The sequence below is a fragment of the Erythrobacter neustonensis genome (assembly GCF_001663175.1).
Lineage (GTDB): Bacteria > Pseudomonadota > Alphaproteobacteria > Sphingomonadales > Sphingomonadaceae > Erythrobacter > Erythrobacter neustonensis.
The window spans coordinates 2,016,734-2,041,178 of sequence record NZ_CP016033.1; the positions used below are offsets into that span (position 1 = coordinate 2,016,734).

24 protein-coding genes and 1 pseudogene are annotated in these 24,445 nt (G+C 65.5%); 10 read left to right on the forward strand and 15 right to left on the reverse strand.

Features of this window, described 5'->3' with window-relative positions:
• Nucleotides 1-30 precede the first annotated feature (30 nt).
• Both recR and def read left to right on the forward strand, forming a co-directional pair.
• Nucleotides 31-627 (forward strand): recombination mediator RecR, encoded by a 597-nt coding sequence (gene recR / locus A9D12_RS09250; RefSeq protein WP_068351108.1) that lies wholly within the window; start codon nucleotides 31-33, stop codon nucleotides 625-627.
• Nucleotides 628-693: 66 nt separating this feature from the next.
• A complete protein-coding gene (gene def / locus A9D12_RS09255; RefSeq protein ID WP_068351109.1) occupies nucleotides 694-1,272 on the forward strand; it encodes a peptide deformylase in 579 nt (192 codons plus the stop codon).
• A gap of 64 nt (nucleotides 1,273-1,336) precedes the next feature.
• Here the strand turns inward: def and A9D12_RS15210 are convergent.
• Nucleotides 1,337-1,804, reverse strand: a pseudogene (locus A9D12_RS15210) (four-helix bundle copper-binding protein).
• Between the two features lie 39 nt (nucleotides 1,805-1,843).
• Between A9D12_RS15210 and A9D12_RS09265 the strand changes: the two are divergent.
• Nucleotides 1,844-3,292 carry a DNA recombination protein RmuC gene (locus tag A9D12_RS09265; protein ID WP_068351113.1) on the forward strand — a complete coding sequence of 483 codons (1,449 nt, stop codon included), beginning with the start codon at nucleotides 1,844-1,846 and terminating at the stop codon, nucleotides 3,290-3,292.
• A gap of 201 nt (nucleotides 3,293-3,493) precedes the next feature.
• Here the strand turns inward: A9D12_RS09265 and A9D12_RS09270 are convergent, their stop codons facing one another.
• The 7 genes from A9D12_RS09270 to A9D12_RS09300 all read right to left on the reverse strand — a co-directional run bounded on the left by A9D12_RS09270 (nucleotide 3,494) and on the right by A9D12_RS09300 (nucleotide 8,878).
• A complete protein-coding gene (locus A9D12_RS09270) occupies nucleotides 3,494-4,285 on the reverse strand; it encodes a TrmH family RNA methyltransferase (protein WP_068351114.1) in 792 nt (263 codons plus the stop codon).
• A 30-nt stretch (nucleotides 4,286-4,315) separates the two neighbouring features.
• On the reverse strand, nucleotides 4,316-4,594 hold the full coding sequence (locus A9D12_RS09275) for an HPr family phosphocarrier protein (RefSeq protein WP_068351116.1): 279 nt from the start codon (nucleotides 4,592-4,594) through the stop codon (nucleotides 4,316-4,318).
• Between the two features lie 12 nt (nucleotides 4,595-4,606).
• A complete protein-coding gene (locus A9D12_RS09280; protein WP_068351120.1) occupies nucleotides 4,607-5,035 on the reverse strand; it encodes a PTS sugar transporter subunit IIA in 429 nt (142 codons plus the stop codon).
• Nucleotides 5,036-5,144: 109 nt separating this feature from the next.
• The gene (gene rapZ / locus A9D12_RS09285; RefSeq protein ID WP_068351121.1) at nucleotides 5,145-6,068 is read right to left on the reverse strand and encodes an RNase adapter RapZ; all 924 of its coding nucleotides are present in this window, start codon (nucleotides 6,066-6,068) and stop codon (nucleotides 5,145-5,147) included.
• Nucleotides 6,065-6,577 carry an HPr kinase/phosphorylase gene (locus A9D12_RS09290; RefSeq protein WP_068351123.1) on the reverse strand — a complete coding sequence of 171 codons (513 nt, stop codon included), beginning with the start codon at nucleotides 6,575-6,577 and terminating at the stop codon, nucleotides 6,065-6,067. The genes rapZ and A9D12_RS09290 overlap by 4 nt, the downstream gene beginning before the upstream one ends.
• A complete protein-coding gene (locus A9D12_RS09295; RefSeq protein ID WP_068351125.1) occupies nucleotides 6,538-8,109 on the reverse strand; it encodes a sensor histidine kinase in 1,572 nt (523 codons plus the stop codon). The genes A9D12_RS09290 and A9D12_RS09295 overlap by 40 nt, the downstream gene beginning before the upstream one ends.
• A complete protein-coding gene (locus tag A9D12_RS09300; RefSeq protein WP_231889749.1) occupies nucleotides 8,102-8,878 on the reverse strand; it encodes a response regulator transcription factor in 777 nt (258 codons plus the stop codon). The genes A9D12_RS09295 and A9D12_RS09300 overlap by 8 nt, the downstream gene beginning before the upstream one ends.
• A 310-nt stretch (nucleotides 8,879-9,188) precedes the next feature.
• Here A9D12_RS09300 and A9D12_RS09305 point away from each other — a divergent pair, with 310 nt between their 5' ends.
• Nucleotides 9,189-10,808 (forward strand): phosphoenolpyruvate carboxykinase, encoded by a 1,620-nt coding sequence (locus A9D12_RS09305; protein WP_068351129.1) that lies wholly within the window; start codon nucleotides 9,189-9,191, stop codon nucleotides 10,806-10,808.
• A gap of 124 nt (nucleotides 10,809-10,932) precedes the next feature.
• Nucleotides 10,933-11,256 (forward strand): hypothetical protein, encoded by a 324-nt coding sequence (locus A9D12_RS09310; protein WP_068351131.1) that lies wholly within the window; start codon nucleotides 10,933-10,935, stop codon nucleotides 11,254-11,256.
• 19 nt (nucleotides 11,257-11,275) lie between these two features.
• On the opposite strand, the gene A9D12_RS09315 is transcribed toward A9D12_RS09310, so the two are convergent.
• The 4 genes from A9D12_RS09315 to A9D12_RS09330 all read right to left on the reverse strand — a co-directional run bounded on the left by A9D12_RS09315 (nucleotide 11,276) and on the right by A9D12_RS09330 (nucleotide 16,945).
• Nucleotides 11,276-12,841: a hypothetical protein gene (locus A9D12_RS09315; RefSeq protein WP_068351133.1), complete on the reverse strand. Its 1,566-nt coding sequence runs from the start codon at nucleotides 12,839-12,841 to the stop codon at nucleotides 11,276-11,278.
• Between the two features lie 105 nt (nucleotides 12,842-12,946).
• Nucleotides 12,947-14,569 carry an FAD-dependent oxidoreductase gene (locus tag A9D12_RS09320; RefSeq protein WP_068351135.1) on the reverse strand — a complete coding sequence of 541 codons (1,623 nt, stop codon included), beginning with the start codon at nucleotides 14,567-14,569 and terminating at the stop codon, nucleotides 12,947-12,949.
• A gap of 80 nt (nucleotides 14,570-14,649) precedes the next feature.
• Nucleotides 14,650-16,497, reverse strand: a complete 1,848-nt coding sequence (locus A9D12_RS09325) for a DUF885 domain-containing protein (RefSeq protein ID WP_068351141.1) — start codon at nucleotides 16,495-16,497, stop codon at nucleotides 14,650-14,652.
• Nucleotides 16,498-16,546: 49 nt separating this feature from the next.
• The gene (locus A9D12_RS09330; protein ID WP_068354163.1) at nucleotides 16,547-16,945 is read right to left on the reverse strand and encodes a DUF3597 family protein; all 399 of its coding nucleotides are present in this window, start codon (nucleotides 16,943-16,945) and stop codon (nucleotides 16,547-16,549) included.
• 86 nt (nucleotides 16,946-17,031) lie between these two features.
• Between A9D12_RS09330 and A9D12_RS09335 the strand changes: the two genes are divergently transcribed.
• Nucleotides 17,032-17,247 carry a hypothetical protein gene (locus A9D12_RS09335; RefSeq protein ID WP_082925641.1) on the forward strand — a complete coding sequence of 72 codons (216 nt, stop codon included), beginning with the start codon at nucleotides 17,032-17,034 and terminating at the stop codon, nucleotides 17,245-17,247.
• A 31-nt stretch (nucleotides 17,248-17,278) separates the two neighbouring features.
• On the opposite strand, the gene A9D12_RS09340 is transcribed toward A9D12_RS09335, so the two are convergent.
• Both A9D12_RS09340 and A9D12_RS09345 read right to left on the reverse strand, forming a co-directional pair.
• Nucleotides 17,279-17,968: an energy transducer TonB gene (locus A9D12_RS09340; protein WP_068351143.1), complete on the reverse strand. Its 690-nt coding sequence runs from the start codon at nucleotides 17,966-17,968 to the stop codon at nucleotides 17,279-17,281.
• A 226-nt stretch (nucleotides 17,969-18,194) separates the two neighbouring features.
• On the reverse strand, nucleotides 18,195-18,851 hold the full coding sequence (locus A9D12_RS09345) for an alpha/beta hydrolase (RefSeq protein WP_068351145.1): 657 nt from the start codon (nucleotides 18,849-18,851) through the stop codon (nucleotides 18,195-18,197).
• 165 nt (nucleotides 18,852-19,016) lie between these two features.
• Between A9D12_RS09345 and A9D12_RS09350 the strand changes: the two genes are divergently transcribed.
• Genes A9D12_RS09350 through A9D12_RS09360 form a run of 3 tightly spaced genes read left to right on the forward strand, consistent with a single transcriptional unit; the run spans nucleotide 19,017 to nucleotide 21,378 of the window.
• Entirely contained in the window at nucleotides 19,017-19,940 is a 924-nt protein-coding gene (locus tag A9D12_RS09350) for a cysteine desulfurase family protein (RefSeq protein WP_231889750.1), read from the forward strand.
• The gene (locus A9D12_RS09355; RefSeq protein WP_068354171.1) at nucleotides 19,937-21,046 is read left to right on the forward strand and encodes a cysteine desulfurase family protein; all 1,110 of its coding nucleotides are present in this window, start codon (nucleotides 19,937-19,939) and stop codon (nucleotides 21,044-21,046) included. Before A9D12_RS09350 ends, A9D12_RS09355 begins: the two co-directional genes overlap by 4 nt.
• 2 nt (nucleotides 21,047-21,048) lie before the next feature.
• A complete protein-coding gene (locus A9D12_RS09360) occupies nucleotides 21,049-21,378 on the forward strand; it encodes a 2Fe-2S iron-sulfur cluster-binding protein (RefSeq protein WP_418251581.1) in 330 nt (109 codons plus the stop codon).
• Here the strand turns inward: A9D12_RS09360 and A9D12_RS09365 are convergent, their stop codons facing one another.
• The gene (locus A9D12_RS09365) at nucleotides 21,379-21,921 is read right to left on the reverse strand and encodes a type 1 glutamine amidotransferase domain-containing protein (protein ID WP_068351151.1); all 543 of its coding nucleotides are present in this window, start codon (nucleotides 21,919-21,921) and stop codon (nucleotides 21,379-21,381) included. It abuts the gene before it with no gap.
• Between the two features lie 201 nt (nucleotides 21,922-22,122).
• Between A9D12_RS09365 and parC the strand changes: the two genes are divergently transcribed.
• On the forward strand, nucleotides 22,123-24,432 hold the full coding sequence (gene parC, locus A9D12_RS09370; protein WP_068351152.1) for a DNA topoisomerase IV subunit A: 2,310 nt from the start codon (nucleotides 22,123-22,125) through the stop codon (nucleotides 24,430-24,432).
• The last annotated feature ends 13 nt before the right edge of the window (nucleotides 24,433-24,445 follow it).

Sequence of the window (24,445 nt, forward strand, 5' to 3'; positions counted from 1 at the left end):
AAGCGAAGCAGAGCCCCTATCTGTCACGCCATGGCATCGCAAGAGATCGAGGCGCTCAGTTCCGCATTGGCCCGGCTGCCGGGTCTTGGCCCGCGTTCGGCACGCCGCGCGGTGCTGTGGCTGGTCAAGCACCGCGAAAGCGCGCTGCCCGCATTGCTCGAGGCACTGGCCGGGGTCGCCGAAACACTGGTCGAATGCACCATCTGCGGCAATGTCGACACGCGCGATCCATGCGCAATCTGCACCGATCCGCGCCGCGATGCGCGATCGCTGTGCGTGGTCGAGGAAGTCTCCGACGTCTGGGCACTGGACCGCGCGCGGCTGTTCCCCGGGCGCTACCATGTGCTCGGCGGGCGGCTTTCCGCGCTCGACGGGATTGCGCCTGATGATCTCAACATCGCCAGCCTGATCGCCCGCGTCGCGGATGGCGCGGTCGACGAGGTGGTTCTGGCGATGAACGCGACATTGGAAGGCCAGACCACCGCGCATTACATCGCCGAACGGCTCGAACCCTATCCCTTGCGCGTCACGCAGCTTGCCCACGGGCTGCCGGTGGGGGGCGAGCTCGACTATCTCGACGAAGGCACGCTGGCGCAGGCATTGCGCGCACGCCGTCCGGTCGGCTGAAGCGATCACGCTGATCGCAGCAACGCGCTTGCCGGACGGGCGCAGCGTCCCTATCTAGCGCGGATTATGGCTATCCGCGAAATCCTCGAAGTGCCGGACCCCCGGCTGAAAACCGTCTCGACCCCGGTCGAACTGCATGAGTTTGGCCCCGAGCTCAACGCGCTTGTCGAAGACATGTTCGAGACGATGTACGATGCCCCGGGCATCGGGCTCGCCGCGATCCAGATCGGCGTGCCCAAGCGGGTGCTGGTGATCGATCTCCAGCCCGACGATCCCGACGCGCCGCCGGTCGAATGCGGCCACGATCACGGTCACGGCGCGCACACGCACCCTGCCACGAAGAAGGAACCGCGCGTCTTCATCAATCCGGAGATCCTCGATCCCGCGGACGAGCTTTCGAGCTATCAGGAAGGCTGCCTTTCGGTTCCCGAGATCTATGCCGATGTCGACCGCCCGGCGACCTGCCGCGTGCGCTATCAGGATCTTGACGGCAACACCCACGAGGAAGCGCTCGACGGGCTGATGGCGACCTGCCTGCAGCACGAAATGGACCACCTCGAAGGCATCCTGTTCATCGATCACCTGTCGCGGCTGAAGCGCGCGATGGTGCTGAAGAAACTCGACAAGATCCGCCGCGCGGCCTGACCGCCGCCGCATATTGCAAAGGGCCCGGGGGCGTTCGCGCTATCCCGGCCCTTTTGATGTCCGTTCAGGCGCCCTGCATCAGTCCATTGCGCGCCTTGAGGCAATCATCGGCGCATTCGCGGCACATCTGCGCACAGCGGCGGCAATGGTCGTGGTCGTGCTTGCTGCATTCATCGATTCATTGCTCGCACGCCGCAATGCAGGCGCGCAGCTGCGCTTCGATCACCGCCACATTGCCATCGGTCCGCCGCATTGCGACGCGATAGGTGGCGGTGCAGATGTCGGCGCAGTCCATGCACTTGCGGATGCAGGCGCGCATGTCGCCATCCTCGGCGCTGCAGGCATCGGCGCAGCTGTTGCAGATGGCCGCGCAATACATCGCATGGCGGACCGCCTCGGCCAGTGTCTCGTTGTAATCGGCACCGACCTGCGGATGCTCGGCGATCATTTGCTTGATGGACATGGGGCTTCTCCTTGCTGCGTGGATGAAGCGGGGGCTGGCAGCATTGTTCCCCCGATTTGCGCACGCCATGGGCTTGGCGGCGCCCGGTGTTCGGTCTATGTTCCGCGCATGACCGATCTTATCCCCCTCGTTTCGCTTCTTTTCCTCGGGCTCGTTGCCGGCACGGCCGCAGGCTGGTTCTTCGCCTCGCGCCCGCTTGTCGACCTGCGCACGCGGCTGTCCGAAACCGAACGCAACGCCGCCGAACGCGAAGGCGAATTCAAGCGCGCCATTGCCGAACTGGGCCAGGCGCGGGTCGAGGTCGCGTCGCTGAAAGAGCGCGCCGGGCAGGTCGATGGCCTCTTGGTGCGCCTCGACGCGGCGCTGGCAGGGCGGGCGCAGCTTGCGGAAAAGCTGGCGGCGCTCGAAAGCGCTTCGGAAGAACGCGAAAAGGCCTTTGCCGAACAACGGGCAGGGCTGCTGAGCGCGCAGGAAAGCTTGAAAAAGGAATTCGAGAACGCCGGCAACCGCGTCCTCGAACAGGCGCAAAAGGCGTTTCTCGACCGCGCCGAAGCGCGCTTCCGCCAGTCGGAAGAAACCGGCGAGGCCAAGATCAAGGCGCTGCTCTCGCCGGTGGGCGAGAAACTTGCGAGCTACGAACGGCAGGTCGCCGATCTCGAAGCCAAGCGCACCGATGCTTTCGGCCAGCTGGCCGGGCTGATCCAGTCGATGAAGGAAGGGCAGGAGCAGGTGCGGCGCGAGGCGCAGCGGCTGGGCAATTCGCTCACCAATGCGCCCAAAGCCCGCGGACGCTGGGGCGAGCGCGCATTGCAGAACCTGCTCGAACAATGCGGCCTTGCGCAGCACACCGACTTCATCATGGAGCATTCGGTTTCGACCGAGGATGGCCGCCTGCGCCCCGATGCGATCGTCCGCATCCCGGGCGGCAAGGTGCTGGTGATCGATTCCAAGGTGTCGCTCAACGCCTATCAGCAGGCGTTCGAGGCGGTGGACGACGATGCCCGTGCAAGGGCGCTGGCCGATCACGTGCGCTCGATGCGCAATCACGTGCAGACGCTGGGGGCCAAGAGCTACCAGTCACAATTCGAGGATGCGCCCGATTATGTGGTGATGTTCGTTCCCGGCGAACATTTCGTCGCCGCCGCACTGGAAGCGGATCCCGACCTCTGGAACTTCGCCTTCGACAAGCGCGTGCTGCTTGCCACGCCCACCAACCTCGTCGCGATCGCGCGCACCGTGGCTCAGGTCTGGCGGCAGGACGGGCTGGCGAAAGAAGCGCAGGAAATCGGCCGGATGGGCGCCGAATTGTATGATCGCCTTGCGATGGCCGCCGATCACTTGAAGCGCGTGGGGGGCGGGCTCGAGAGCGCGGTCAACAATTACAACAAGTTCGTTGGTTCCTTCGAGCGCAATGTGCTGTCATCCGGGCGGCGCCTGGCGGAAAAGGGCATCGAGATCGGCAAGCGCGAAATCGAGGAGGTGCCGCTGGTCGCGAGCGCGCCGCGCTACAATGCCGAGGATGTCGCAGCGCTCGAAGCGCCCGACAGCGAGGCGTAAGTTCGGGCTTTCCTACTGACAGGCTGCGGCGCAGGACGGCGCTCCGCTCTTTCCCATCGTCCGTCGCCGTTGGCATCAGGCCCTGTTTCGCGCGCGAAAACTTTTGTGACCGTCCGCGCCGATTTGTGCATCAAAGCGTTGAAATAAAGAAGGTAAATGTGCTGTTGGGAAAGTGGCACGGTGTCATCTTCGTCACCTTGCCTACAAGCTCGCCAGCACCTCGTAAGCCAGCACTGCGCCCGCCACCGCTGCATTCAGCGAATCCGCGCGGCCTTTCATCGGCATGGTGACGCGCAAGTCGCAGGCGATCTCATAATCTTCGGGCAAGCCTTGCGATTCGTTGCCAACCAGAATGAAGCACGGCGCAGCGTAGGGCGCGCCGCGATAGGGCACCGCATCGCGCAGGCTTGCCGCGACCAGCTGGCCTTCGCCCGCACGCAGCCAGCTTAAGAATTCCTCCCACCGCGCCTGTGCAAGGCCCACGGTGAACACCGCGCCCATGCTGGCGCGCACCGCTTCAGCGCTGAACGGGTCGGCGCAGTCGTCGATCAGGATCAATCCGCCGGCACCCACAGCATCGGCGGTGCGCAGCATCGTTCCCAAATTGCCGGGATCGCGCAGCGCCTGCGCCACCAGCCAGATCGGCGCGGCGGCGCGGTCGAGCATGGCAAGCGCGGTGTCCCATTCATCGAACACGCCCGCAACGCTCTGCGGATTGTCCTTGCCGGTGATCTTCGAAAGGATGTCGGGGGTTGTCTCGATCACCTCGCCGCCGGCCGCCAGCACCTCGGCTTCGAGCCGTGCCAGCAGCGCATGTTCGCGGCCTTCGGCCATCACCAGCGTCTGCGGCACCCGGCCCGCAGCGCGCGCGTCTTCGATCAGGCGCAGGCCTTCGACTAGGAACTGGCCTGCGCGCTGGCGGTGTTTCTTGTCGCGCAGCGCGCGCAGGTATTTGACTGTCGGATTGGAAAAGCCGGTGATGTGTTTGCGCATGGCAGGAATGATCCGTTGAGGCGGCGCGCCTCAATCCTCGCCGAAACCGTCGGCGATCAGCGCGACCAGATCGGCAAGCACCGCGTCGGCTTGCGCGCCTTCGACCGCGACCTCGACCGTGTCGCCCTTGGCAGCGCCCAGCATCATCAGGCCGAGGATCGATCCGCCCGCCGCGCTGTGCGGTGCCTTCGACACGGTGACCTTGTGGCCTTCGGGCAAGCCCGCGACCGCGCCCACGAATTTCGCGCTTGCCCGCGCGTGCAGGCCGCGGCGGTTGACGATCACGATGCTCTGGCTGGCTTCCCCCACGCGCCTCTTCCCCTAGCCCTTGGCCCGTGCCGGTTGCGCGGTGCCAGTGCCCAGCAATTCGCTGGCGATCGTGATGTAATTGCGCCCCGCGGTCTGCGCGGCGTGCACCGCGGCGGTCACGTCCATCGCCTTGCGCGCGCCCGCCAGCCGGATCAGCATCGGCAGGTTGATGCCCGCGATCACTTCGACATGGCCTGCATCGAGCAGCGAGATCGCGAGGTTGGACGGGGTGCCGCCGAACAGGTCGGTGAGGATGATGACGCCCGCACCGGTATCGACCGCGGCGATCGCGCCGGCGATATCCGCGCGGCGCTGTTCCATATCGTCGTTGGGGCCGATGCACACCGTCACGATCGCCTCTTGCGGGCCGACCACGTGCTCCATTGCCTCGACAAACTGGTCCGCAAGGCGGCCGTGGGTTACCAGGATCAAGCCGATCATGTGTGAAAAAGGGTCCGTTAACTGCGCGCCCGCCGGGCTTGCCTTACGCGTTTTGTCCAAGCGCGACAATGCGCTTGGGCATGGTCGCGCAGATTTGCAGGTTCGCCCATCACCGGGCATTGCCTTCGATGGCGTCGGCGGTGCGCGATCCCAGGTTGCGGTGGCGGACAGTGGGCGAAAATCCCGCGGCGCGCAAGGCATCGGCCATGGTTTCGGCGGTATAGACCGAACGGTGCCGTCCGCCGGTGCAGCCGAAGGCGATGTGGACATAGGGTTTGCCCTGTGCGCCGTAGCGCGGGAGCAGCAGCAGGAGAAGGTCGCGGATGCGTGCGAACGCCTCGGCAAAGGCGGGGTCTCGCGCGATATGCTCGCCCACCGCGCGGTCCTGCCCGGTCTGCTCCCTGAGGCCGGGAATCCAGTGCGGATTGTCGAGAAAGCGCATGTCGAAAACCAGATCGGCAAGCGGCGGCATTCCGCGTGCAAAACCGAAGCTCGATATGGTCACGGTCAAGGCGGCCGCCGCGTCGGCGGGTGCGAACAGTTCGCGCATCCGGGTTTGCAGATCGTTGCTGGTCATCAGCGAGGTATCGATCAGCACCTCGGCCCAGCGGCGGAGCGGTTCGAGTAGTTCGCGTTCCGCTGCGATCCCTTCCTGCACCGCGCGGCCATCGGCCATCGGGTGACGGCGGCGGGTCTCGTTGAACCGGCGTTCAAGTTCGCCGCCGGCACAGTCGAGGAACAGGGAAGTCAGCGCAAGATCGGGGCGCTCGCTCAGTTCCTTGACCAGCGCGATGATCTCGGCGGGCACGAAGCCGCGGGTGCGCGAATCGAACCCGATCGCAAGCGGCGCATGGGCGTCGTCAGGCGTGGTGACGAGGCTTTTGAGCATCCGCACGGGGAAGTTGTCGATCGTCTCCCAGCCCAGATCCTCGAGCACGGCGAGCGCGGTGGATTTGCCTGCGCCGGCAAGACCGGTGACCAAGAGCAAGGGGCGCACGGACGGCGGCGCGGGGGACGGTGCGGCATCGATCATGATGCGTTATGTGGCGCTGGCGGCTGGGAAAGGGAAGATGGGGCAAACACCCGCCCGTGCATGGCGAGCGCCCATTCAGCACGCTGCGCGGGGGCAATCTGGCCGGGATCGAAGGGCAGCAGGGACACCGCGATCCCGGCGAGGATCAGGGTGGGGAGGGGCGTTTCCGGCAGCCGCTCGGGCGCGGCGGTCCCGAGGCTGAGGATCAGCGCGACGGGTGCGGGCGGGGCAAGCGGCATGCGGACCAGGCCCACGCCGCGCACTTCGAGCAGCCCGGCGATATTGGGCGGCGCGCTCGCGACAAGCCGATCGCCGTCAGCGGTAAGCGTCACCGCATCATCGCCGATCAGCCCCGCGCCGCGGTCGATCAGCGCCAGCGCAAGGCTCGACTTGCCGCTGCCCGGCGCGCCTTCGATCAGCAACGCGCGGCCGCCGATGACCACCGCGCTCGCCTGAAAGACCAGTGCGGTCACGAGGAAGCCGCCGCAGGCAGCGTCAGGCGCAGACATGCACCCGCAGTCCCATCGCTGCGTTCATCGGCCACGAGCGTGCCGTCGTGCGCCTCGGCAATCGCGCGGCCGATCGCGAGGCCAAGGCCCGAATGGTTGCCGAAGCTTTCGCCCTCGGGCCGGTCGGAATGGAAGCGGCGGAACACCGCCTCGCGCGCTTCGGGCACGATGCCCGGCCCCGCATCGCACACCTCGGTCACGATCTGGCGGCCGTTCGCGCGGATTTTCACCTCGACGATTCCCTCGGGCGGCGAAAAGGAAACCGCATTGTCGAGCAGGTTTTCGGCCACGCGTTCAAGCTGTGTGGCCACGCCCATCACGGTCACGCGTGTGCGGTCGTCAACCTCCAGCGCGATCCGCCGCCCGCCGTTCAATCCGCGATCCTCGCGGCTGCGGATCAGGTTGGCGAACAATTCGCTCAGGTCCACGCGTTCAAGCGTGGCGCGGCTGATTTCAGCGTCAACCCTGCTCGCCGCGGCAATTTCGGTGACGAGCCGGTCGATCCGGCGCACATCATGCGCGGCGATGTCGGTCAGCTGCGCGCGCAGGGCCGGATCGTCAACGCGCGGCAAGGTGTCGATCGCGTTGCGCAAGCTGGCGAGCGGGTTCTTGATTTCATGCGCAACATCGGCGGCAAAGCTGTCAACCGCGTCGATCCGCTGGCGCAGCGCCCCGGTCATGTCCGACACCGCGCGGGCGAGCAGGCCGATCTCGTCGCTGCGCTGGGGCAGGCGCGGCACTTCGACTTCGCGGTCGCGGCCCTGTTTGACGCGCACCGCGGCGCGCGCCAGCAGTCGGAGCGGGGTGACGATGGTCCGCGCGAGGAACAGCGACAGCGCGGCCGATGCCGCCATCAGCATCAGCATCGCGAGAAACAGCGTCGAGCGCGCCGAGCGCACGCTTTCAGTGATGTCGACCGCGTTGCGCACGGTAAGCAAGGTCGCACCCTGCAGCCCGACGGGCACCGCCGCGGTGATCACCGGAGTGCCATCGCGCCAGTCATATAGCCGCACCTGCGACAGTCCCAATTCGCGCGCGCGGGCCAGTTCGGGCCAGGCATCGGCGTCCTGTGCTTCGGGCTCCTGATAATCCTGCACAGCCTCGGCGCTGACGATGGTGTCGATTGTGCGATCGAGCCACACGGCAAAGCGCTGTTCCCAATCGTCGTCGGAGATGTCGTTGAACCGGAACGCCGGGTCGGCGAGCGTGAAACTGTCGGCGGTCAGTTTGCCCTTGGCATCGAAGGTGCGCAGCCGCATCCGCTGCTCCTTGCCGATCTGCACCAGCAGCGCATCCTGCCGCTCGCGCGTGGCGCCGGCCAGCGCCTCGGCGGTGATCTGCGCCTCGATCCGCGCGAGCTTGAAACGTTCGTTGATCAGCTGCGTGCGGTAAGAATCGAGATAGAACAGCCCGCCGCCCATGATCAGCAAGGGCAGGATGTTGACCGCGAGGATCCGCCCGGTCAGCGCGAAACGGCCCGTCGCGCTCATCTGCTCGCCGCCGTTCTGGCCGCGCGACGCAGCTTCAGCCATCGGTGAAGCTGTAGCCCGCGCCATACAGCGTATCGATCGCATCGAACGAATTGTCGACCACCTTGAACTTGCGCCGCATCCGCTTGATGTGGCTGTCCACCGTCCGGTCGTCGACGAAGACGTCGTCGGGGTAGGCGGCGTCCATCAACTGATTGCGGCTCTTGATCACCCCGGGACGGATCGCCAGCGCTTCGAGAATCAGGAATTCGGTGACGGTGAGGCTGACCGGCTGGCCCGCCCACGTCACCTGATGGCGCGCGGGGTCCATGAACAATCGCCCTCGGGTCAGCGTGGGGGGCGCGGGCTCGGGCGAGATGCTGGGGGCAGCGCCCGGCACCAGCGGTTCGGCGCGGCGCAGGATTGCGCGGATGCGCGCGACCAGCAGGCGCAGCGAAAATGGTTTGGCGATGTAATCGTCCGCGCCCAGTTCGAGGCCCGCTTCCTCGTCGCTCTCGTCATCCTTGCTGGTGAGGAAGATCACCGGCAGCGCCGAATTCTGGCGCAGGCGGCGCAGCAGTTCCATCCCGTCCATCTTGGGCATCTTGATGTCGAACACCGCAAGATCGGGCGGATTGTCGAGCAGCGCCTTCAGCGCGGTTTCGCCGTCGGTGTAGAGTCGGGTGGCAAAGCCTTCGGCCTGCAACGCGATCGACACCGTTGTCAGGATGTTGCGATCATCGTCGACCAGCGCGATCTGCAGCCGCGGTGCTTCGGCGGCTGCCGGGTCGTGGCCCACGGGGGCAGGATCGGCGGATGCGCCTTCGATCATGGTCATGCGGGATCGTGCCGGAATTTCATGGTGCATCGGTAGCGCCATCGCGCGTGCGCCGCAATCGGCTGGACGGACAGACATGCTTGGCTGCGCGAACGGCCCGATATCGATGCGCTTTTTGGCGAGCGGCCGGTAAAATCGTTTGCAAGGAAGATCACCCCCCAGTCTTTATGGCAGTATCGCATGGGTAATGTTGCATACGTATGCGGGGGTGCTAGGGGGGCAGAACAAGGGCTGCGCAGGATTCGTCGCGGATCGGCAGGCTCTTGGCGCACCCATTTACGGCTTCCTGCCCAGGAGAGTTAAGTTGACCCCGCTCGCAACCCCGCTGGCCGCTCAGAACCTCGCCACCCGGGCGACGATCCATCCCAATCTCGGCACCTCGGCGCTGGTCGAACATGCCTTGAAGAAGGGCGAGGGGCAGCTGACCAGGCATGGCGCGCTGCTGGTCGATACGGGCCGCTTCACCGGCCGCAGCGTCAAGGACAAGTATATCGTCCGCGATGCCGAAACCGAAAACACGATCAACTGGGGCCCGATCAACCAGCCGATGAGCCCGGAGCATTTCGCCAATCTCAAGGCGGATTTCCTCGCGGCTCTGGAAGGGCAGGTCGAACTTTACGTCGCCGATCTGTTCGGCGGCTCGCAGCCCGAATACCGCGTCAACGTGCGCGTCATCAACGAGATGGCGTGGCACAACCTGTTCATCCGCACGCTGCTGGTGCGCCCCACGGCGGAGGAACTGGCCAGCTTCGTCCCCGAATACACGATCATCAATCTGCCGAGCTTCAAGGCCGATCCGGAACGTCACGGCTGCCGCAGCGATACGGTGATCGCGGTGAGCTTCACCGAGAAGCTGATCCTGATCGGCAACACCGAATATTCGGGCGAGATGAAGAAGGGCGTGTTCGGCCTGCTCAACTACCTTCTGCCCGCGCAGGGCGTGATGCCGATGCATTGCTCGGCCAATGTCGGCGCAGACGGTAAATCGGCAATCTTCTTTGGCCTGTCGGGCACGGGCAAGACCACGCTCAGCGCCGATGCCAGCCGGACGTTGATCGGCGATGACGAGCATGGCTGGTCGGACACCGCGGTCTTCAACTTCGAAGGCGGCTGCTATGCCAAGATGATCAACCTGTCGGCCGAGGGCGAACCCGAGATCTACGCCACCACGCAGATGTTCGGGACGATCCTCGAAAACGTGACGATGGACCCGGCGACGCGCGAGCTCGACTTCACCGACGGCAGCAAGACCGAGAACACCCGCGGCGCCTATCCGATCGAGTTCATCCCGAACACGAGTGAGAAGAACCTCGGCCCGGCACCGTCTAACGTCATCATGCTGACGGCGGACGCGTTCGGCGTGCTGCCCCCGATCGCGCGGCTTTCGGCGGACCAGGCGATGTATTACTTCCTCAGCGGCTACACCGCCAAGGTTGCAGGCACCGAAATCGGCGTGACCGAGCCCGAAGCAACCTTCTCGACCTGTTTCGGTGCGGCGTTCATGCCGCGTCACCCCAGCGTCTATGGAAACCTTCTGAAGGAGCGCATCGCGCGGGGCGGGGCGGAGTGCTGGCTGGTCAATACCGGCTGGACCGGCGGCAAGTATGGCACCGGACACCGCATGCCGATCAAGGCGACCCGCGCGCTGCTCAACGCTGTCCTCGACGGGAAGATGGACGATGTCGAATTCCGCAAGGACCCGAATTTCGGCTTCGATGTGCCGGTTCACGTGCCCGCGCTGGCCGAGGCCGGGATCGACCAGACGATCCTCGACCCGCGCAGCACCTGGGCCGATGGCGCTGAATATGATGCGACCGCCAAGAAGCTGGTCGACCTGTTCATCGCCAACTTTGCGCAGTTCGAAGCCCATGTCGACGAAGGCGTGCGCCAGGCCGCACCGGCCCCGGCGACCGTCGCGGCATAACATTCTGACCAGTTAGGGAGAGGGGCCCCGCCCGGCGCAAGATCGGTAGCGGGGCCTTTTCCTTTTGCATGGCGGCTCGCCTGCGGCACACTCCTGCGCGGCTCGATTCGAAGGAGCAACGCGGATGAGCATTTTCGACAGTATTCTGAAGAGCATCGGCGGCGCGCCCGATGATGTCGCCAACCTTGCAGCGAAGCTGGGAATCGATCCTAAGACCGCCGAAAGCGCGATCGCCGCGCTGGGCAGGACGCATCAGATGCCGGGCGACACCGTGACGCTGGCAGCGGACCACACCGGGCTCTCGCCCGCGATCCTCAGCCAGATCGTCGCCGCGATCGGCGGCGAAGGCTCGCTCACCAATTTCGCATCGATGCTCGACCGTGACGGCGATGGCAATCCGGTCGACGATGTGGTGGACATCGCCAAGGGACTTTTCGGCAAGTCCTGACCGCTGCGGCGGCGCGCGATCAGCCTTCGTGCGCCGCAGCCACTTCGGGCACATCGACCGGTTCGGGCAGACTGTGGAGCTCGATCGGCGTGTCTTCGGGAGCATCCGCGATCGCGGCGATCAATTGCCGCGCGCGAGCCGCAGCCGGCCCGCCATGCGGATTGGCGGCGACCGGGGCGAGAAAGCGCCGGGCGATTTCGATCTTGCCTTCGCCCGCCAGCATCATCCCGGCATTGATCTGCAAGCTGTGGTCGAACGGCGCGAGCACTGCCGCTCGTTCGAGCGCGGCGCGGGCGTTCTCGCTCGGCGCGACCCCGCGCTCGACCTGCGCCCGGAAAAAGTAGACCAGCGGCAGCGGGTGATCGTTTTCGAGCTTGTTGAGCGCGACGAAGGGCCGCACCGCAGCGGCATAGGCGGCGGTGCGCTGCTCGCCCTCTGCCGCCGCGGCCTGCCGGAACAATGCATAGCCTTTCTGGACATAGGCATTGGTGCGCGCCGGATCGCGGGCGAGCGCGGCATCGGCGGCGGCGATCGCGGCAGCATCGTTGCCCGCGTCGTATTCAGCTTCGGCGAGTGCGGTCAGGACGCCCGGATCATCGGGATATCTTGCCGCCACCAGTCGCACCTTGCCGACCAGTGCGGTCGCCTCTTGGCGGTTCACACCGCGCTGCGAGCGAACCTGCAGCGGCATCACCGCCCCTTCGCCCGCCGAAAGCGCGCGCAGGGTAATCGTTCCGGTCGAAAGCTTGTCGGGCGTGAGTTTCAGCGCCGAAGTGCGCGATTGCCGCAGATAGGCCCGCAGTTCGCGTTCCAACACGTCGAGATCGCCGAATGCAGCCTCGCCGGCGGCTTTCTGATCCATGCCTTCTGCAAGTTTCGCAAGGTAGGTGCTGACCTGCTGGCGTCGGCTCTCGCTGAAGAACAGGTAGTGATAGAGTAGCCAGCTTTTGGCGTAGAAGGTGTCGTATCCTTTGACTTTCTTCTTTTCGTAGAGCGCCGGATCGAACAGTTCGCGCACATGCACCGGGTCGGCAAAGGCAAGATCGCCCGCGCGATGTTCTGCCGGACGCCCGACCCACACGCTGCCGCCCGGCTCGAAACTGGCTGCCGCGAAAAACTCGGCCGCGCCTTCGTTGAACCACCGCGGCTTGGCAAAGCGCGAGGCGGACATCAGGAAATGGTGCGCATATTCGTGCAGCAGCACCACGGTGCTGAAATCGGGATAGCCGCTTTTCTGGTTGCGGATGTCCTGCACGAACGCGCGGCTGCCGCCCGCGCGCGGTATGTAGAACCCGGCGGTTTCACTGTCGCCCGAAAGCGATCGCATCGCGCGTTCGCCCCCCACCACATAGATGACCACGCGGTTCGACGGGCTGGGTGCTTCCGCCTTGCGCCCGGTCACGAACTCCATGGCGCTGTGATAGCGTTCGAGATTTTCGGCAAAGATGCGGATGTCCGCAGGCTTGTCATCGGCATAGATGACGAAATGATCGGACGAGGCCTGATGCCATTCGGCCGATGCCGGCGCCGCGATCCCCGCAAGCGCAATGGCGGCGGCAAAGGTGCGAAACACTGCTCTGATCATGACCCGAATTTTCCCCCCACCGCCCGGTCTGCGATCACCGCGCGACAACGCTGGCAGAATATCGCGAAACCCGCGCATTGCCAGAGGCTTGTCGGCAGCGGCCGGTCAATTCGGCGTGCGGGTTTCTTCGAGATATTGCCAGATCCGGCTGACCACCACCGATCCTTCGCCTACCGCGCTCGCCACGCGCTTGACCGAGCCTGCGCGCACATCGCCGACCGCAAAGATACCGGGCGCTGTGGTCACGTAATCATCGCCCACGCCCGCCGCCGCGCCGGTCAGCACAAAGCCCTTCGAATCGATGTCGGCGATGCCCGACAGCCAGCCGGTATTGGGCGCGGCGCCGATCATGATGAACATCGCACGGGTATCGATCCGCTGCTCGCCCTCGGCACTGGTCAGCGTGACGGCTTCGAGCCAGTCTTCGCCGTGCAGCGCGGTGACTTCGGCGCGGTAATGGATCGTGATGCGCGGATCGGCTTCGAGCCGCTGCGAAAGATAGCTCGACATCGATTCGGCAAGGCTGCCCGATCGCACCACCAGATGCACGTGGCCCGCCGCGCGGCTGAGATACATCGCCGCCTGCCCTGCCGAATTGCCCCCGCCGATCACCACCGCGTCAGTTCTGAGGCAGAACCGCGCTTCCATGTCGGTCGCCGAATAGAATACGCCTGCGCCTTCCAACCGTTCGAGGTTGGGAAGCGGCAGGCGGCGATATTGCACCCCAGTTGCTACCAGCAGCGCGCGGGCGCACAATTCGTCGCCGCCGTCGAGCGTGACGCAATAGGTGCCATCCGACCGCCGGGTCAGCCCCTCGACCCGGCGCGGCATGACGAAGCGCGTGCCGAATTTCATCGCCTGCACCTGTCCGCGCCAGGTGAGATCGGCGCCGCTGATCCCGGTGGGAAAGCCCATGTAATTCTCGATCCGGCTCGAGGTGCCGGCCTGCCCGCCGACGGCCATGTCCTCGACCACCAGCGCAGCGATCCCTTCGGACCCGGCATAGACCGCGGCCGCCACGCCCGCAGGCCCGCCGCCGACGATCACCAGATCGTAGGTCCGCCGCGAACAGATATCGAGATCGAGCCCGAGATATTGCGCGACCTTGCGCGGGGTGGGATCATCCAGCAGCGTATCGGCGCCGAGCACCACCGCGGGCACGGCCGGCAGCGACGCGCAGGCATCGTCCTGTTCGGATGTGTCGCGGTCCAGATCATAGGACTGGAAGGGGATGCGGTTGCGCGACAGGAACCGCTCGACCGCCTGCACCGCGCCGTCGCGGTCGGCGCCGATCACCTTGACCGCGGCATTGCCATGCTCGAACTGCTTGCGCCGTCTTGCGGCAAAGACCGTGATGAGGTGATCGGACAATTCGGGCACCCGGCTCATCAGGTCGAGCACGCCTTCGCGCGGCGCTTCGATCACGCGGGTGTCGACGTGCGCGCGCATCTTCAGGTAATTGGTCGACCCGCTCAGGAACCCGATCTCGCCCAGAAACTGCGTCGGGCCGAGCGTGGATTCGAACATCCGTTCATCGGTGTAGGGATTGACGACCTCGACCTCGCCCTCGATCACGTAGACGAAGCGGTCCATCGCCTCGCCGATATCCATGACGATGCTGCCCGCGGGGTAGAATTTATCGCCCCCGATCGCGCAGATCGCATCGACATGCTCAGGCGCCAGCGGCACCCGGCGCATGGTTTCAAGGTCTGCTCCCAAGGTTTCCATGCCGCCCTCCCGCGATGCGCCGAATGACCCGCCTCATGGAGCCATCGGCGCAGGAAGGGAAGGGGGGAGGTTGGGGCGCCTTACGCCTTGGCCCCGGCGATGTAGCGGCTGACCGTATTGGCCATCACCGAGAGCGGCGCATTGCCACCGAGCACGACAGCGGTGTTGAACGCCTTGAAGTCGTAACGGCTGCCAAGCTCGGCCTCGGCGCGGGCGCGCTGGCGCACGATTTCGCTGTGGCCGATCTTGTAACCGCAGGCCTGACCCGGCCACGAACAATAGCGGTCGACTTCAGATGCGACCTCCTCGGCCTTCGATCCGTTCTCCTCGACGAAGAACTGCCGGCCCTGTTCGCGGGTCCAGCGCTTGTGGTGCAGGCCCGTGTCGACCACCAGCCGGCAGGCGCGGAAGGCGAGGGATTGCAGGTATCCCAGCCGACCGACCTTGAATTCGTCATAGGCGCCAAGCTCGTCGGCGATCTGTTCGGCATACAGCGCCCAGCCTTCGGAAAAGGCGTTGAAGGCGAGGATCGAGCGGATCAGCGGCAGGCGGTTCGAATATTCGCCCTCCCACACGTGGCCGGGGATGCTTTCGTGGAAGGTCAGATCGGCCAGATCGTACTTGCGGTGCAGATCGGTGGTGCGCAAGTTGATCCAGAAGCGGCCCGGAATGCTGCCGTCCTTGCTGCCCGCGCCGCCATAGGCGCCCGGCGCGCCCGGTTCTTCGGCCAGCGGCAGGCGGCGCACTTCCATGTTGGGGTTGACCAGCTGGTTGAACGCGCGCGGCATCTGCCCGCGGATCCATTTCAGCCGGTCGTTGATGAAGGTGAAGATCTCGTCGCGGCCGGGATCGCCTTCGGCAAACTGGTAGCGCGGATCGGCTGAAAGGGCGCGCATCCGTTCGCCCACGCTGCCCTTGGTATAGCCGATTTCCCTGAGGATCGGGTCCATCCGCCCGTGGAGCGTGCGCAATTCGTCGAGACCCTGCTGGTGGATCTCGTCGGGCGTCAGCCTGGTGGTGGTCGAAGCGCGGATCGCCCAGTCGTAATAGGCCTCGCCCTGCGGCTGCGCCCACATGCCGGCAGCATCCTTGGCGAGCCCGCGCTGGACCTTCAGTTCGGCCATCTGGCGTTCGAGCGCGGGGACGATGCCCGAAGCGGTAATCCGCGCGGCCTGCTCGGCCGCTTTCTCGGAGCCGGCGATCTTGCTTGCGGTCAGCGGCCCGGCATAGCTTTCGTTGGCCGCGGCAAGGCTGCGTTCCATCTGAGCGATCGCCTTGTCGATCAGGAAGGCGGGCGGCACCACGCCTTGCCCGCGCGCGTCGCGGATGCGGTCAAGCTCGCCGTCGAGCAGTGCGGGGACTTCGGCCAGGCGGCTCATGTAAGGCCCGATGTCCTCGGGCGCGGCGAGCGGCTGTGACGAGCCGAAGAAGCGCGGCATGTCGATATAGCCGCCGACGTTCTGGATCACGACATAGGGCGCGTTGCGCCAACTGCCCACGGCAACATCGCCGTAAGGCTTGGCAAAACCTTCAAGCGCGCTGGCAAAGGCGGTTTCGACCACCTCGAACCCGATCTGCTGGTCGCTGGTCAGCCCTGCCTTGGGATAGGCGCGCACTTCGGCGACGAGTTCCTTCAGCGTTGCGGCATAGGCCTGCCGCCCTTCTTCGCCCCCCGTGCCGAAGGTCGATCGCCACGCGGTATATTCGCCCACGTCGACGCCAAGCCCGGTGGCGCGGCCCGGTTCGTGCGCGAGCATGCGGTAAGCGATGTTTTCAAGCGCAGCGTCTGGCGCAAGGCCCGCGATCGATCCCGATGCGCTGGTGGGCGCAGGCTTGGCGGCGCAGGCCGGCAGCAAGGCGATGGTCGATGCGCCGGCAAGCCCTGCTAGGGTCTGGCGGCGGGTGATTTTGGTGGCGATCTCTCTCATGCCGACGAGGCTTAAAGCCCCGTCGGCACGTGTCAATCACAGGGGGACTTCAATCCTTGAGGATGCCCTCGACCTTGCCGCCTTCCAGCGCGAGCAGATTCATCACCGCGTGATGCAGCGCGATGTTCTGTTCGGCAGTGCCTTCGTAATCGGTCATGCCGAGTTCGCCGGCCAGTTCCTTGCGGTTGGCATAGCTGGGGTCGATATCGACCAGCTTCATCAGATCGACAATCGAGGTCTTCCAGTTGTACTTGTCCGCATCGGGCAGGGCAGCGATGCGCGCGGCCATTTCGGCCTCGGAAATGGCGTTATCCACCGGCGCTGGCGCTGGCGCGGGCGCGGGCGCGGGGGCTGCGGCCGGCGCCGGGCGTGCGGCGGGCGAGGCTGGCGGGGCTGCCTCCTTCTTCTTGCCGAACACCGCATTCTTGATCGAAGAGAAGATACCCATCATAGCCTCCGTTACATTGTGAACCTGACTAAGAGGCGCGGCCTTGCGGATGTTCCGCCGGTGTGCTGCTGCCAGAGGATAAAGACGTGACCAATATCGTGCTTGCCATCGTGATGCTCGCCGCGCTGGCGCTGGTGGCGGGCGCGTTCGTGCTGTGGCGCCGCACGGGCGAGGCAAAGAACCCCGCGCTGATGGTGCTGCTGGCGGTGATCGCTGTCGTGAATGTCCTGATCTGGACCGTGCCCAACGCGGCGGGCGATGTGCCGCTGCGGCAGGTCGAAAAAGCGGCCGGGGAAGGCTGAGAACGCCGCCTCCCCCGGCAAAATCGCATCCCTATTCCGGGATCTGCCAGGTGACGCTGCCCGAATAGCTGCCAGCCACCGGCTTCCCCGTGCCATCGCGCGCCGCATCGAAGCGCGCGCGCTTGCTGACGAGATCGCAGGTCGCCGCATCGAGCGGGGCATGGCCGGTCGAACGCGTGATCGAACAGCCCGTCACCTTCCCGCGCGCATCGATCGAGAGCGCAAAGCGCGCCGTCCCCGCCATGTCCTCCATGATCCAGCGCGGACGGTAATCATCCGTGGTCACCCACTTGGACGCATTGCCCTTAACCTTCGCAGCCACCGGATCGTAAGGCGAGGTGCTGGGCGAGGGGCCGGGGGGCAGGCCGAAATCGACCGGGCCGGCGATCACCGGATCACCCAAACCCGGCAGCGCATCGATCACCGGTCCGGTGCCGAAATCGGTCGGCGGCAGGGTGGGCAGGCTCGGCGCGTCGGGCCGGCTGTCGGTGCGCGGGGTCTGCGCTGTCTTCGCATCGGGCGTGGCCGTGTCGGGCGTGGGCGGCGGCGGGGGCAGAGGGATCTCGGCGACCGGGGTGGCCTGCGGGCGGGGGCGGGGCGGCACGGTCACCACCGTGACCGCAAGGCCCACCACCAGCAAAGTACCGAAGGCTCCGGGGATACCCAATGCGCCGGCGAGCGCGGCGGGGTTGGGGCGGCGATTGGCAGAAGCATAAGTCATATCCGTAGGCTCCTCTCTCCATCATCGTGGGAGCGGCCGCCGGAGCGCCTTGGCAAAAGGGGCGCGGCACTCCGGCCCCGCTCGATGCCGAGGATACTATGACTTTTGTCAGGCGCGAAGGAATTTCGCGTTGTTTTTCAGGACTGTATTTTTTGCAATCAAATCGGTAGAGAAATGATTGATTTTGCTGGCGTGGCGGCGGCAGCCACCACGCCGGCAATCACGCTTACTTGATCGGGCAATCGGGCGAGAGGCGGAAGTCGAGGTAGTTGTCGACCGAACGCATCAGTTCATCCATTTCGTTTTCGAAGAAATGGTTGGCGCGCGGGATTTCCTCGTGATGGATCGTGATGTGCTTTTGCGTGCGCAGCTTGTCGACCAGCTTCTGCACCGCGCCCGGCTGCACCACGGTATCGGCCGCGCCCTGCACGAAGATGCCGCTGGCGGGGCAGGGGGCAAGGAAGCTGAAATCATACATGTTCGCGGGCGGCGCGACCGAGATGAAGCCGCGCACTTCGGGGCGGCGCATCAGCAATTGCATGCCGATCAGCGCGCCGAAGCTGTAGCCCGCGATCCAGGTGCTCTGCGCTTCGGGGTGGATCGACTGCACCCAGTCGAGCGCCGATGCCGCATCGGACAACTCGCCGATCCCGGAATCGAAGCTGCCTTGCGAACGGCCCACGCCGCGGAAATTGAAGCGCAGCGTGGCAAAGCCGCGGTCGGCAAAGGTCTTGTAGAGCCGCTGCACGATCCGGTCGTTCATTGTGCCGCCGCCTTCGGGGTGCGGATGCAGGATCATCGCCACCGGCGCACGCGGACGGGGCGGGGGCGAGAAACGGCCTTCGAGGCGGCCTTCCGGGCCGGGGAAGATGACTGAGGGCATTGGCTACCTTGTAAACGGGCACCGCGCCGGGTGGCGCCGGAATTGCGCGGCCTATATAGGGGCACACGCAAAAATCGCAATTATTGTGAGGACACGATCATTTCCCACCGGGTCTATCTCGACCACGCCGCCACCTCGCCGCTGCGCGCGCAAGCACGCGCGGCGATGGAGGAGGGGTTTGCGATCTGGGCCAACCCATCTTCGCCCCATGCCGAAGGCCGCAAAGCGCGCGCCGCACTGGAAGATGCGCGCGAGCGGGTGAAGCGCGCGCTGGGCTGGGAGGGCGAAGTGATCTTCACCTCAGGGGCGAGCGAGGCGTTGGTGATTGCGCTGGGCCGCGCAAAGGCAAAACGCCGCATCGTGAGCGCGGTTGAGCATGACGCGGTGCTGCGCGCGGCGCCCGACGCTGCGTTCTTCACCGGCGCGGAAGCTTTGGGTCAGGACACGCTGATCGCGGTCCAGCATGTCAATTCCGAAACCGGCACAATCAACCCGGTGAGCGACATGGCCGCGACCTTGCGGGAAAGCGGCGCGTTGCTGCTCAGCGATTGTGCCCAAAGCGCGGGCAAGCTCGTCCTGCCGCAGGCCGACATGGTGGTTGTCGGCGCGCACAAGTTCGGCGGGCCGATCGGGATCGGTGCGCTGCTGGTGCGCGATTTCAACCTGCTCGAACCTGTCGGCGGACACGAGCGCGGCTATCGGCAGGGGACGGAGAACCTGCCCGGGGCGATGGGGATGGCGGCGGCGCTGGAGGCGGATGCTTGGGCAACCACATCCGGACAACGCGCTGGGTTTGCCCAGGCCGTCGCGGAACAGCGGCTGATCATCGGCGAACAGGTCGATTACATCTTTGCTCTCACGCACCCCACCATGAGCGCGCAGGCCCTCCTTATCCGCCTCGACGCCATGGGTTTTGCCGTATCGGCGGGGAGCGCGTGTTCCTCGGGCACCCTGAAGAAAAGCCGGGTGCTCGATGCCTTCGGGGTGCCCGATGAGACGGCCGCGCGCACGATCCGGGTGAGCCTCGGGTGGTCGACCACGCCCGAGGAACTGGAGCGCTTTGCGGACGCATGGGCGGCGCTCACATGATCTACCTCGACTATCAGGCCACCACCCCGCTAGCGCCCGAGGCGCGCGAGGCGATGTTGCGCTGGCTCGGCGGGCCGGACAGCGACACTTTCGGCAATCCGCACAGCCCGCACCGGATGGGCCGCATGGCCGCCGCCGCAGTCGAGGCGGCGCGGGAGAATGTGGCCGCAATGATGCCGGAAGGGGGCCGCGTGATCTTCACCAGCGGCGCGACCGAGGCGCTCAACATGGTGCTGCTGGGCACTGCGGGCGATGTAATCACCTTCGCGACCGAACATGCCGCCGTGCTCGATTGCGCGGGCGCGGTCGAAGCGCAGGGGCGGCGGTTCACCGTGCTGCCGGTGCTTGCCGATGGCCGCGCCGACCTTGATGCCCTGCGCGCCGCGATCACGCCCGAAACGGGGCTGGTCGCGATCATGGCGGTTAATAATGAAATCGGTGTGATCCACCCGATCGAAGACGCCGTCGCCATCGCAAGGGAGACCGGCGCCAGCGTGCTGGTCGATGCGGTCCAGGCCCTTGGCAGGCTGCCTTTGACCCCCTCCAGACGCCATCTAGCCCCCGATTACATCGCGGTTTCGGCGCACAAGATCCACGGCCCCAAGGGGATCGGCGCGCTATGGGTGGCCAAGGGCGCGCAAATTGAGCCGCTGGTTCACGGCGGCGGACAGGAGGCCAGGGTGCGCTCAGGCACCCTTTCGCCCGCGCTTTGCGCCGGTTTCGGGGCCGCTTGCCGCCTCGCTGCCGAGGGGCTTGAGGCGCAAATGTTTCACGTGAAACATTTGGCGAACATTGCCCGTGATCTTCTGGCCGATTGGCAGGTCAACGGCAGTCTCGACCACCGCTGGCCCGGCAATCTCAACCTGCGCCGCGAAGGGCTGGATGTGGCACGCTTGATGAGCGATTGCCGGCAGGTGATGTTCTCCGCCGGAAGCGCCTGTGCCAGCGGGTCGGGGCGGCCAAGTCACGTGTTGCGGGCGATCAGGCTGTCCGATGCCCAGGCAAAATCGTCTATCCGTCTGGGTTTCGGGCGTTATACCACCGAAGCCGATATCGAGGCTGCGGCGGTCATGCTGAACGATGCGGCAAGGGAGCAGGGTTTTTGAGCATCACGATCACGTTCATCGATCCGCGCGGCAAACCGGTCGAAGTCGCCGCTGACAGCGGGGATAACCTGCTGCGTGTGGGCCAGGCGGCTGGCCTCCCGCTCGAAGGCACCTGCGAGGGGCAGATGGCATGCTCGACCTGCCACGTCATCGTCGCGCCCGAATGGTTCGACCGGCTATTGCCCGCGGCCGAAGAGGAAGAGGACATGCTCGATTTTGCCGCGGGCGCGCGGCGCACTTCGCGGCTGTCGTGTCAGATCGAACTGACGGCGGAGATGGACGGATTGACCGTGACCATCCCCGCGGCCAGCACCGATGCAAGGCGGATGTGATTACGCCGCTGCGTCTGCGGTTTCCATATTGATCGCGGCCATCAGCGCGTTTGCGAAGGCAGGGATGTCTTCGGGCTTGCGGCTGGTGATGAAGTTGCCGTCAACCACCACTTCCTCGTCCACCACGGCAGCGCCGGCGTTGGTGAGATCGGTGCGGATCGAGGGCCAGCCGGTCACGGTCTTGCCTTCGATGATGTCGGCTTCGGCCAGCAGCCAGGGCGCGTGGCAGATCGCGGCGATCGGCTTGCCCGCGGCATCGAAAGCGCGGATCGTCTCGATCACCTTGGGCTCCATGCGCAGGATGTCGGGGTTCATCTGCCCGCCGGGAAGCAGCAGCGCGTCGTAATCGTCGACCTTGACGTCGCCGACGAGCATGTCGACCGCAACGCTCTTGCCCCAGTCCTTCTGATCCCAGCCCTTGATCTCGCCCTCCTTGAGGCTGGCGACGGTTGTCTTAGCGCCGGCTTCCTCGAGGATGCGCTTGGGTTCCATCAGCTCCGATTGCTCGAAACCGTCGGTCGAAATGATGAGAACGTGCTGCATGGTAAGTCTCCTGTTGGGTGTGTCGGGAAGTGCAAGCACGGCCGGGCCGCCGATGTTCCTCCCTGCGCGCCGGAGCGCGAGATGCGCGCGGCAGGGCGAAAGGGTGCAGAACGCATTGGCTGGCAACGCGGCGGGGTAAATCTTTGCGGCTTTTGCAGAACCCCTCTCCCTCGCGGGGCTGCGGGTTGCTAGACAGCGGATATGGCCAATCCCGTTCTTCCTGCCGAGCCCGACGACGGCTTCGATGCGATTGTCGATGCGCCCTTCGATGCCGCCTTGTCCGAGCGATATCTGGTCTATGCGCTCTCGACGATCACCGCGCGCAGCCTGCCCGATCTTCGCGACGGGTTGAAGCCGGTCCACCGCCGCCTGCTGTGGGCGATGCGGCAGCTGAAGCTCGACCCATCCAGCGCCTTCAAGAAAAGCGCGCGCGTGGTGGGCGACGTGATCGGCAAGTATCACCCCCATGGCGATGCCTCGGTATATGACGCGATGGTCCGCCTCGCGCAGGATTTCGCGCTGCGGTATCCGCTGGTCGAAGGGCAGGGCAATTTCGGCAATGTCGATGGCGATAACGCCGCCGCCTATCGTTACACCGAAGCCCGGCTGACGCGCACCGCACTGGAACTGATGGCGGGCCTTGACGAAGGCACGGTCGACTTCATCCCGACCTATAACGGCGAGGAGATCGAGCCCGAGATCTTCCCCGGCCTGTTCCCCAATCTGCTCGCCAACGGGTCGAGCGGGATCGCGGTCGGTATGGCGACCAGCATCCCGAGCCACAATGTCGCGGAAATCGTCGATGCGACGCTCGCGCTGATCGACAATCCGGCGGTGACGCATGAAGAGCTGATGGAAATCTTCCGCGGCCCCGATTTTGCCACCGGCGGGCAGGTGATCGACAGTCCGGCAGCGATCAGCCACGCCTACCGCACCGGGCGCGGCGCGTTCCGGTTGCGCGGGCGGTTTCATGCGCCCGAGGCCAAGGACGAGGCCGATATCGCCGCCGGGATCGAGCGGATGGGCGCAGGGCAGTGGCAGCTTGTCATCTCGGAAATCCCTTATCAGGTGCCCAAGAGCAAGCTGATCGAACAGATCGCGCAGGCGATTGCCGACCGCAAGCTGCCGATCCTCGAAGACGTGCGCGACGAAAGCGACGAGGCGATCCGCATCGTGCTTGTCCCCAAAAGCCGCAATGTCGATCCCGAACTATTGAAGGAGAGCCTGTTCAAGCTCACCGATCTCGAAACGCGGTTCAGCCTCAATCTCAACGTGCTCGACGCGCGCCCCGGGTACGGGCGCACGCCGATGGTAATGGGGCTGAAGGAACTGCTCGAAAGCTGGACCTTCGCGCAGATCGACATCCTCCAGCGCCGCGCGCAGCACCGGCTCGACCAGATCGCGAACCGGCTCGAACTGGTGCGCGGCTATATCATCGCCTACCTCAATCTCGACCGCGTGATCGAGATCATCCGCACCGAGGACGAGCCCAAGCCGGTGATGATGGCCGAATTCGGTCTGACCGACCGGCAGGCCGAAGCGATCCTCAACATGCGGCTGCGCAGCTTGCGCAAGCTTGAGGAAATGCAGCTGCGAAAAGAACAGGACGCGCTGACCGCCGAAGAGGCCGAGCTCAACGCACTCCTCGCCGATCCCAAGAAACAGAAGCGCAAGCTGACCAAGGATCTGAAGGCGCTGCGCAAGAATTACGCCGAGGATACCCCATTGGGCCGCCGCCGCACGCTGATCGCGGAAGCGGTGCCGACCGCGGTGTTCAGCATGGAAGCGATGATCGAGAAGGCACCCATCACCGTGATCCTCAGCCAGAAAGGCTGGATCCGCGCGGCGAGCGGGCACGTGCCATTGGATCAGGAGTTCAAATACAAGGAAGGCGACGCGCTCGCCTTCATCCTCCACGCGCAGACCACCGACAAGCTGCTGCTCGCCGCGTCCGACGGGCGGTTCTACACGCTGGGCTGCGACAAGCTGCCCGGTGCGCGCGGGTTCGGCGAGCCGGTGCGCACGATGGTCGATCTGGAGAGCGATGCGAGCATCAGCGCAATGATGGTCCACAAGCCCGGCGGCAAGCTGCTGTTGGCATCCAGCCACGGCAAGGGCTTTGTCGCGCTGCTCGACGATCTGCTCGCCGAAACGCGCAAGGGCCGGCAGGTGGTGAACCTGAAGGACGGGGCAAAGCTCGCGGTGATCCGCCCGATCGGGGAGGCCGACGATCATGTCGCGGTGTTCGGCGACAACCGCAAGCTGGTGGTCTTCAACCTTGAGGAACTGCCCGTGATGTCGCGCGGGCAGGGGGTGCAGTTGCAGCGTTATCGCGATGGCGGGCTGTCCGATGCGACCACCTTCGTGCTGGGCGATGGCCTCAGCTGGCAGATGGGCGGCAGCGGAGAGCGCACGCGGACAGAAACCGAAATCCGATTGTGGAAGGTGGCGCGCGGGGCAACCGGGCGGATGCCGCCGCAAGGCTTCCCGAAATCGGGCAAATTCGGCTGATCGCGCGCCCGCA

Bases quoted from the DNA above. Each gene is read 5' to 3' on its own strand.
- A9D12_RS09350 (WP_231889750.1), top strand. From the start codon at position 19,017: ATGGAGGAGGGGTTTGCGATCTGGGCCAACCCATCTTCGCCCCATGCC.
- A9D12_RS09345 (WP_068351145.1), bottom strand. From the start codon at position 18,851: ATGCCCTCAGTCATCTTCCCCGGCCCGGAAGGCCGCCTCGAAGGCCGT.
- recR (WP_068351108.1), top strand. From the start codon at position 31: ATGGCATCGCAAGAGATCGAGGCGCTCAGTTCCGCATTGGCCCGGCTG.
- A9D12_RS09365 (WP_068351151.1), bottom strand. From the start codon at position 21,921: ATGCAGCACGTTCTCATCATTTCGACCGACGGTTTCGAGCAATCGGAG.
- A9D12_RS09315 (WP_068351133.1), bottom strand. From the start codon at position 12,841: ATGATCAGAGCAGTGTTTCGCACCTTTGCCGCCGCCATTGCGCTTGCG.
- A9D12_RS09310 (WP_068351131.1), top strand. From the start codon at position 10,933: ATGAGCATTTTCGACAGTATTCTGAAGAGCATCGGCGGCGCGCCCGAT.
- A9D12_RS09300 (WP_231889749.1), bottom strand. From the start codon at position 8,878: ATGATCGAAGGCGCATCCGCCGATCCTGCCCCCGTGGGCCACGACCCG.
- A9D12_RS09325 (WP_068351141.1), bottom strand. From the start codon at position 16,497: ATGAGAGAGATCGCCACCAAAATCACCCGCCGCCAGACCCTAGCAGGG.
- A9D12_RS09340 (WP_068351143.1), bottom strand. From the start codon at position 17,968: ATGACTTATGCTTCTGCCAATCGCCGCCCCAACCCCGCCGCGCTCGCC.
- parC (WP_068351152.1), top strand. From the start codon at position 22,123: ATGGCCAATCCCGTTCTTCCTGCCGAGCCCGACGACGGCTTCGATGCG.
- A9D12_RS09355 (WP_068354171.1), top strand. From the start codon at position 19,937: ATGATCTACCTCGACTATCAGGCCACCACCCCGCTAGCGCCCGAGGCG.
- A9D12_RS09280 (WP_068351120.1), bottom strand. From the start codon at position 5,035: ATGATCGGCTTGATCCTGGTAACCCACGGCCGCCTTGCGGACCAGTTT.
- def (WP_068351109.1), top strand. From the start codon at position 694: ATGGCTATCCGCGAAATCCTCGAAGTGCCGGACCCCCGGCTGAAAACC.
- A9D12_RS09265 (WP_068351113.1), top strand. From the start codon at position 1,844: ATGACCGATCTTATCCCCCTCGTTTCGCTTCTTTTCCTCGGGCTCGTT.
- A9D12_RS09295 (WP_068351125.1), bottom strand. From the start codon at position 8,109: ATGGCTGAAGCTGCGTCGCGCGGCCAGAACGGCGGCGAGCAGATGAGC.
- A9D12_RS09330 (WP_068354163.1), bottom strand. From the start codon at position 16,945: ATGGGTATCTTCTCTTCGATCAAGAATGCGGTGTTCGGCAAGAAGAAG.
- A9D12_RS09290 (WP_068351123.1), bottom strand. From the start codon at position 6,577: ATGTCTGCGCCTGACGCTGCCTGCGGCGGCTTCCTCGTGACCGCACTG.
- rapZ (WP_068351121.1), bottom strand. From the start codon at position 6,068: ATGATCGATGCCGCACCGTCCCCCGCGCCGCCGTCCGTGCGCCCCTTG.
- A9D12_RS09270 (WP_068351114.1), bottom strand. From the start codon at position 4,285: ATGCGCAAACACATCACCGGCTTTTCCAATCCGACAGTCAAATACCTG.
- A9D12_RS09320 (WP_068351135.1), bottom strand. From the start codon at position 14,569: ATGGAAACCTTGGGAGCAGACCTTGAAACCATGCGCCGGGTGCCGCTG.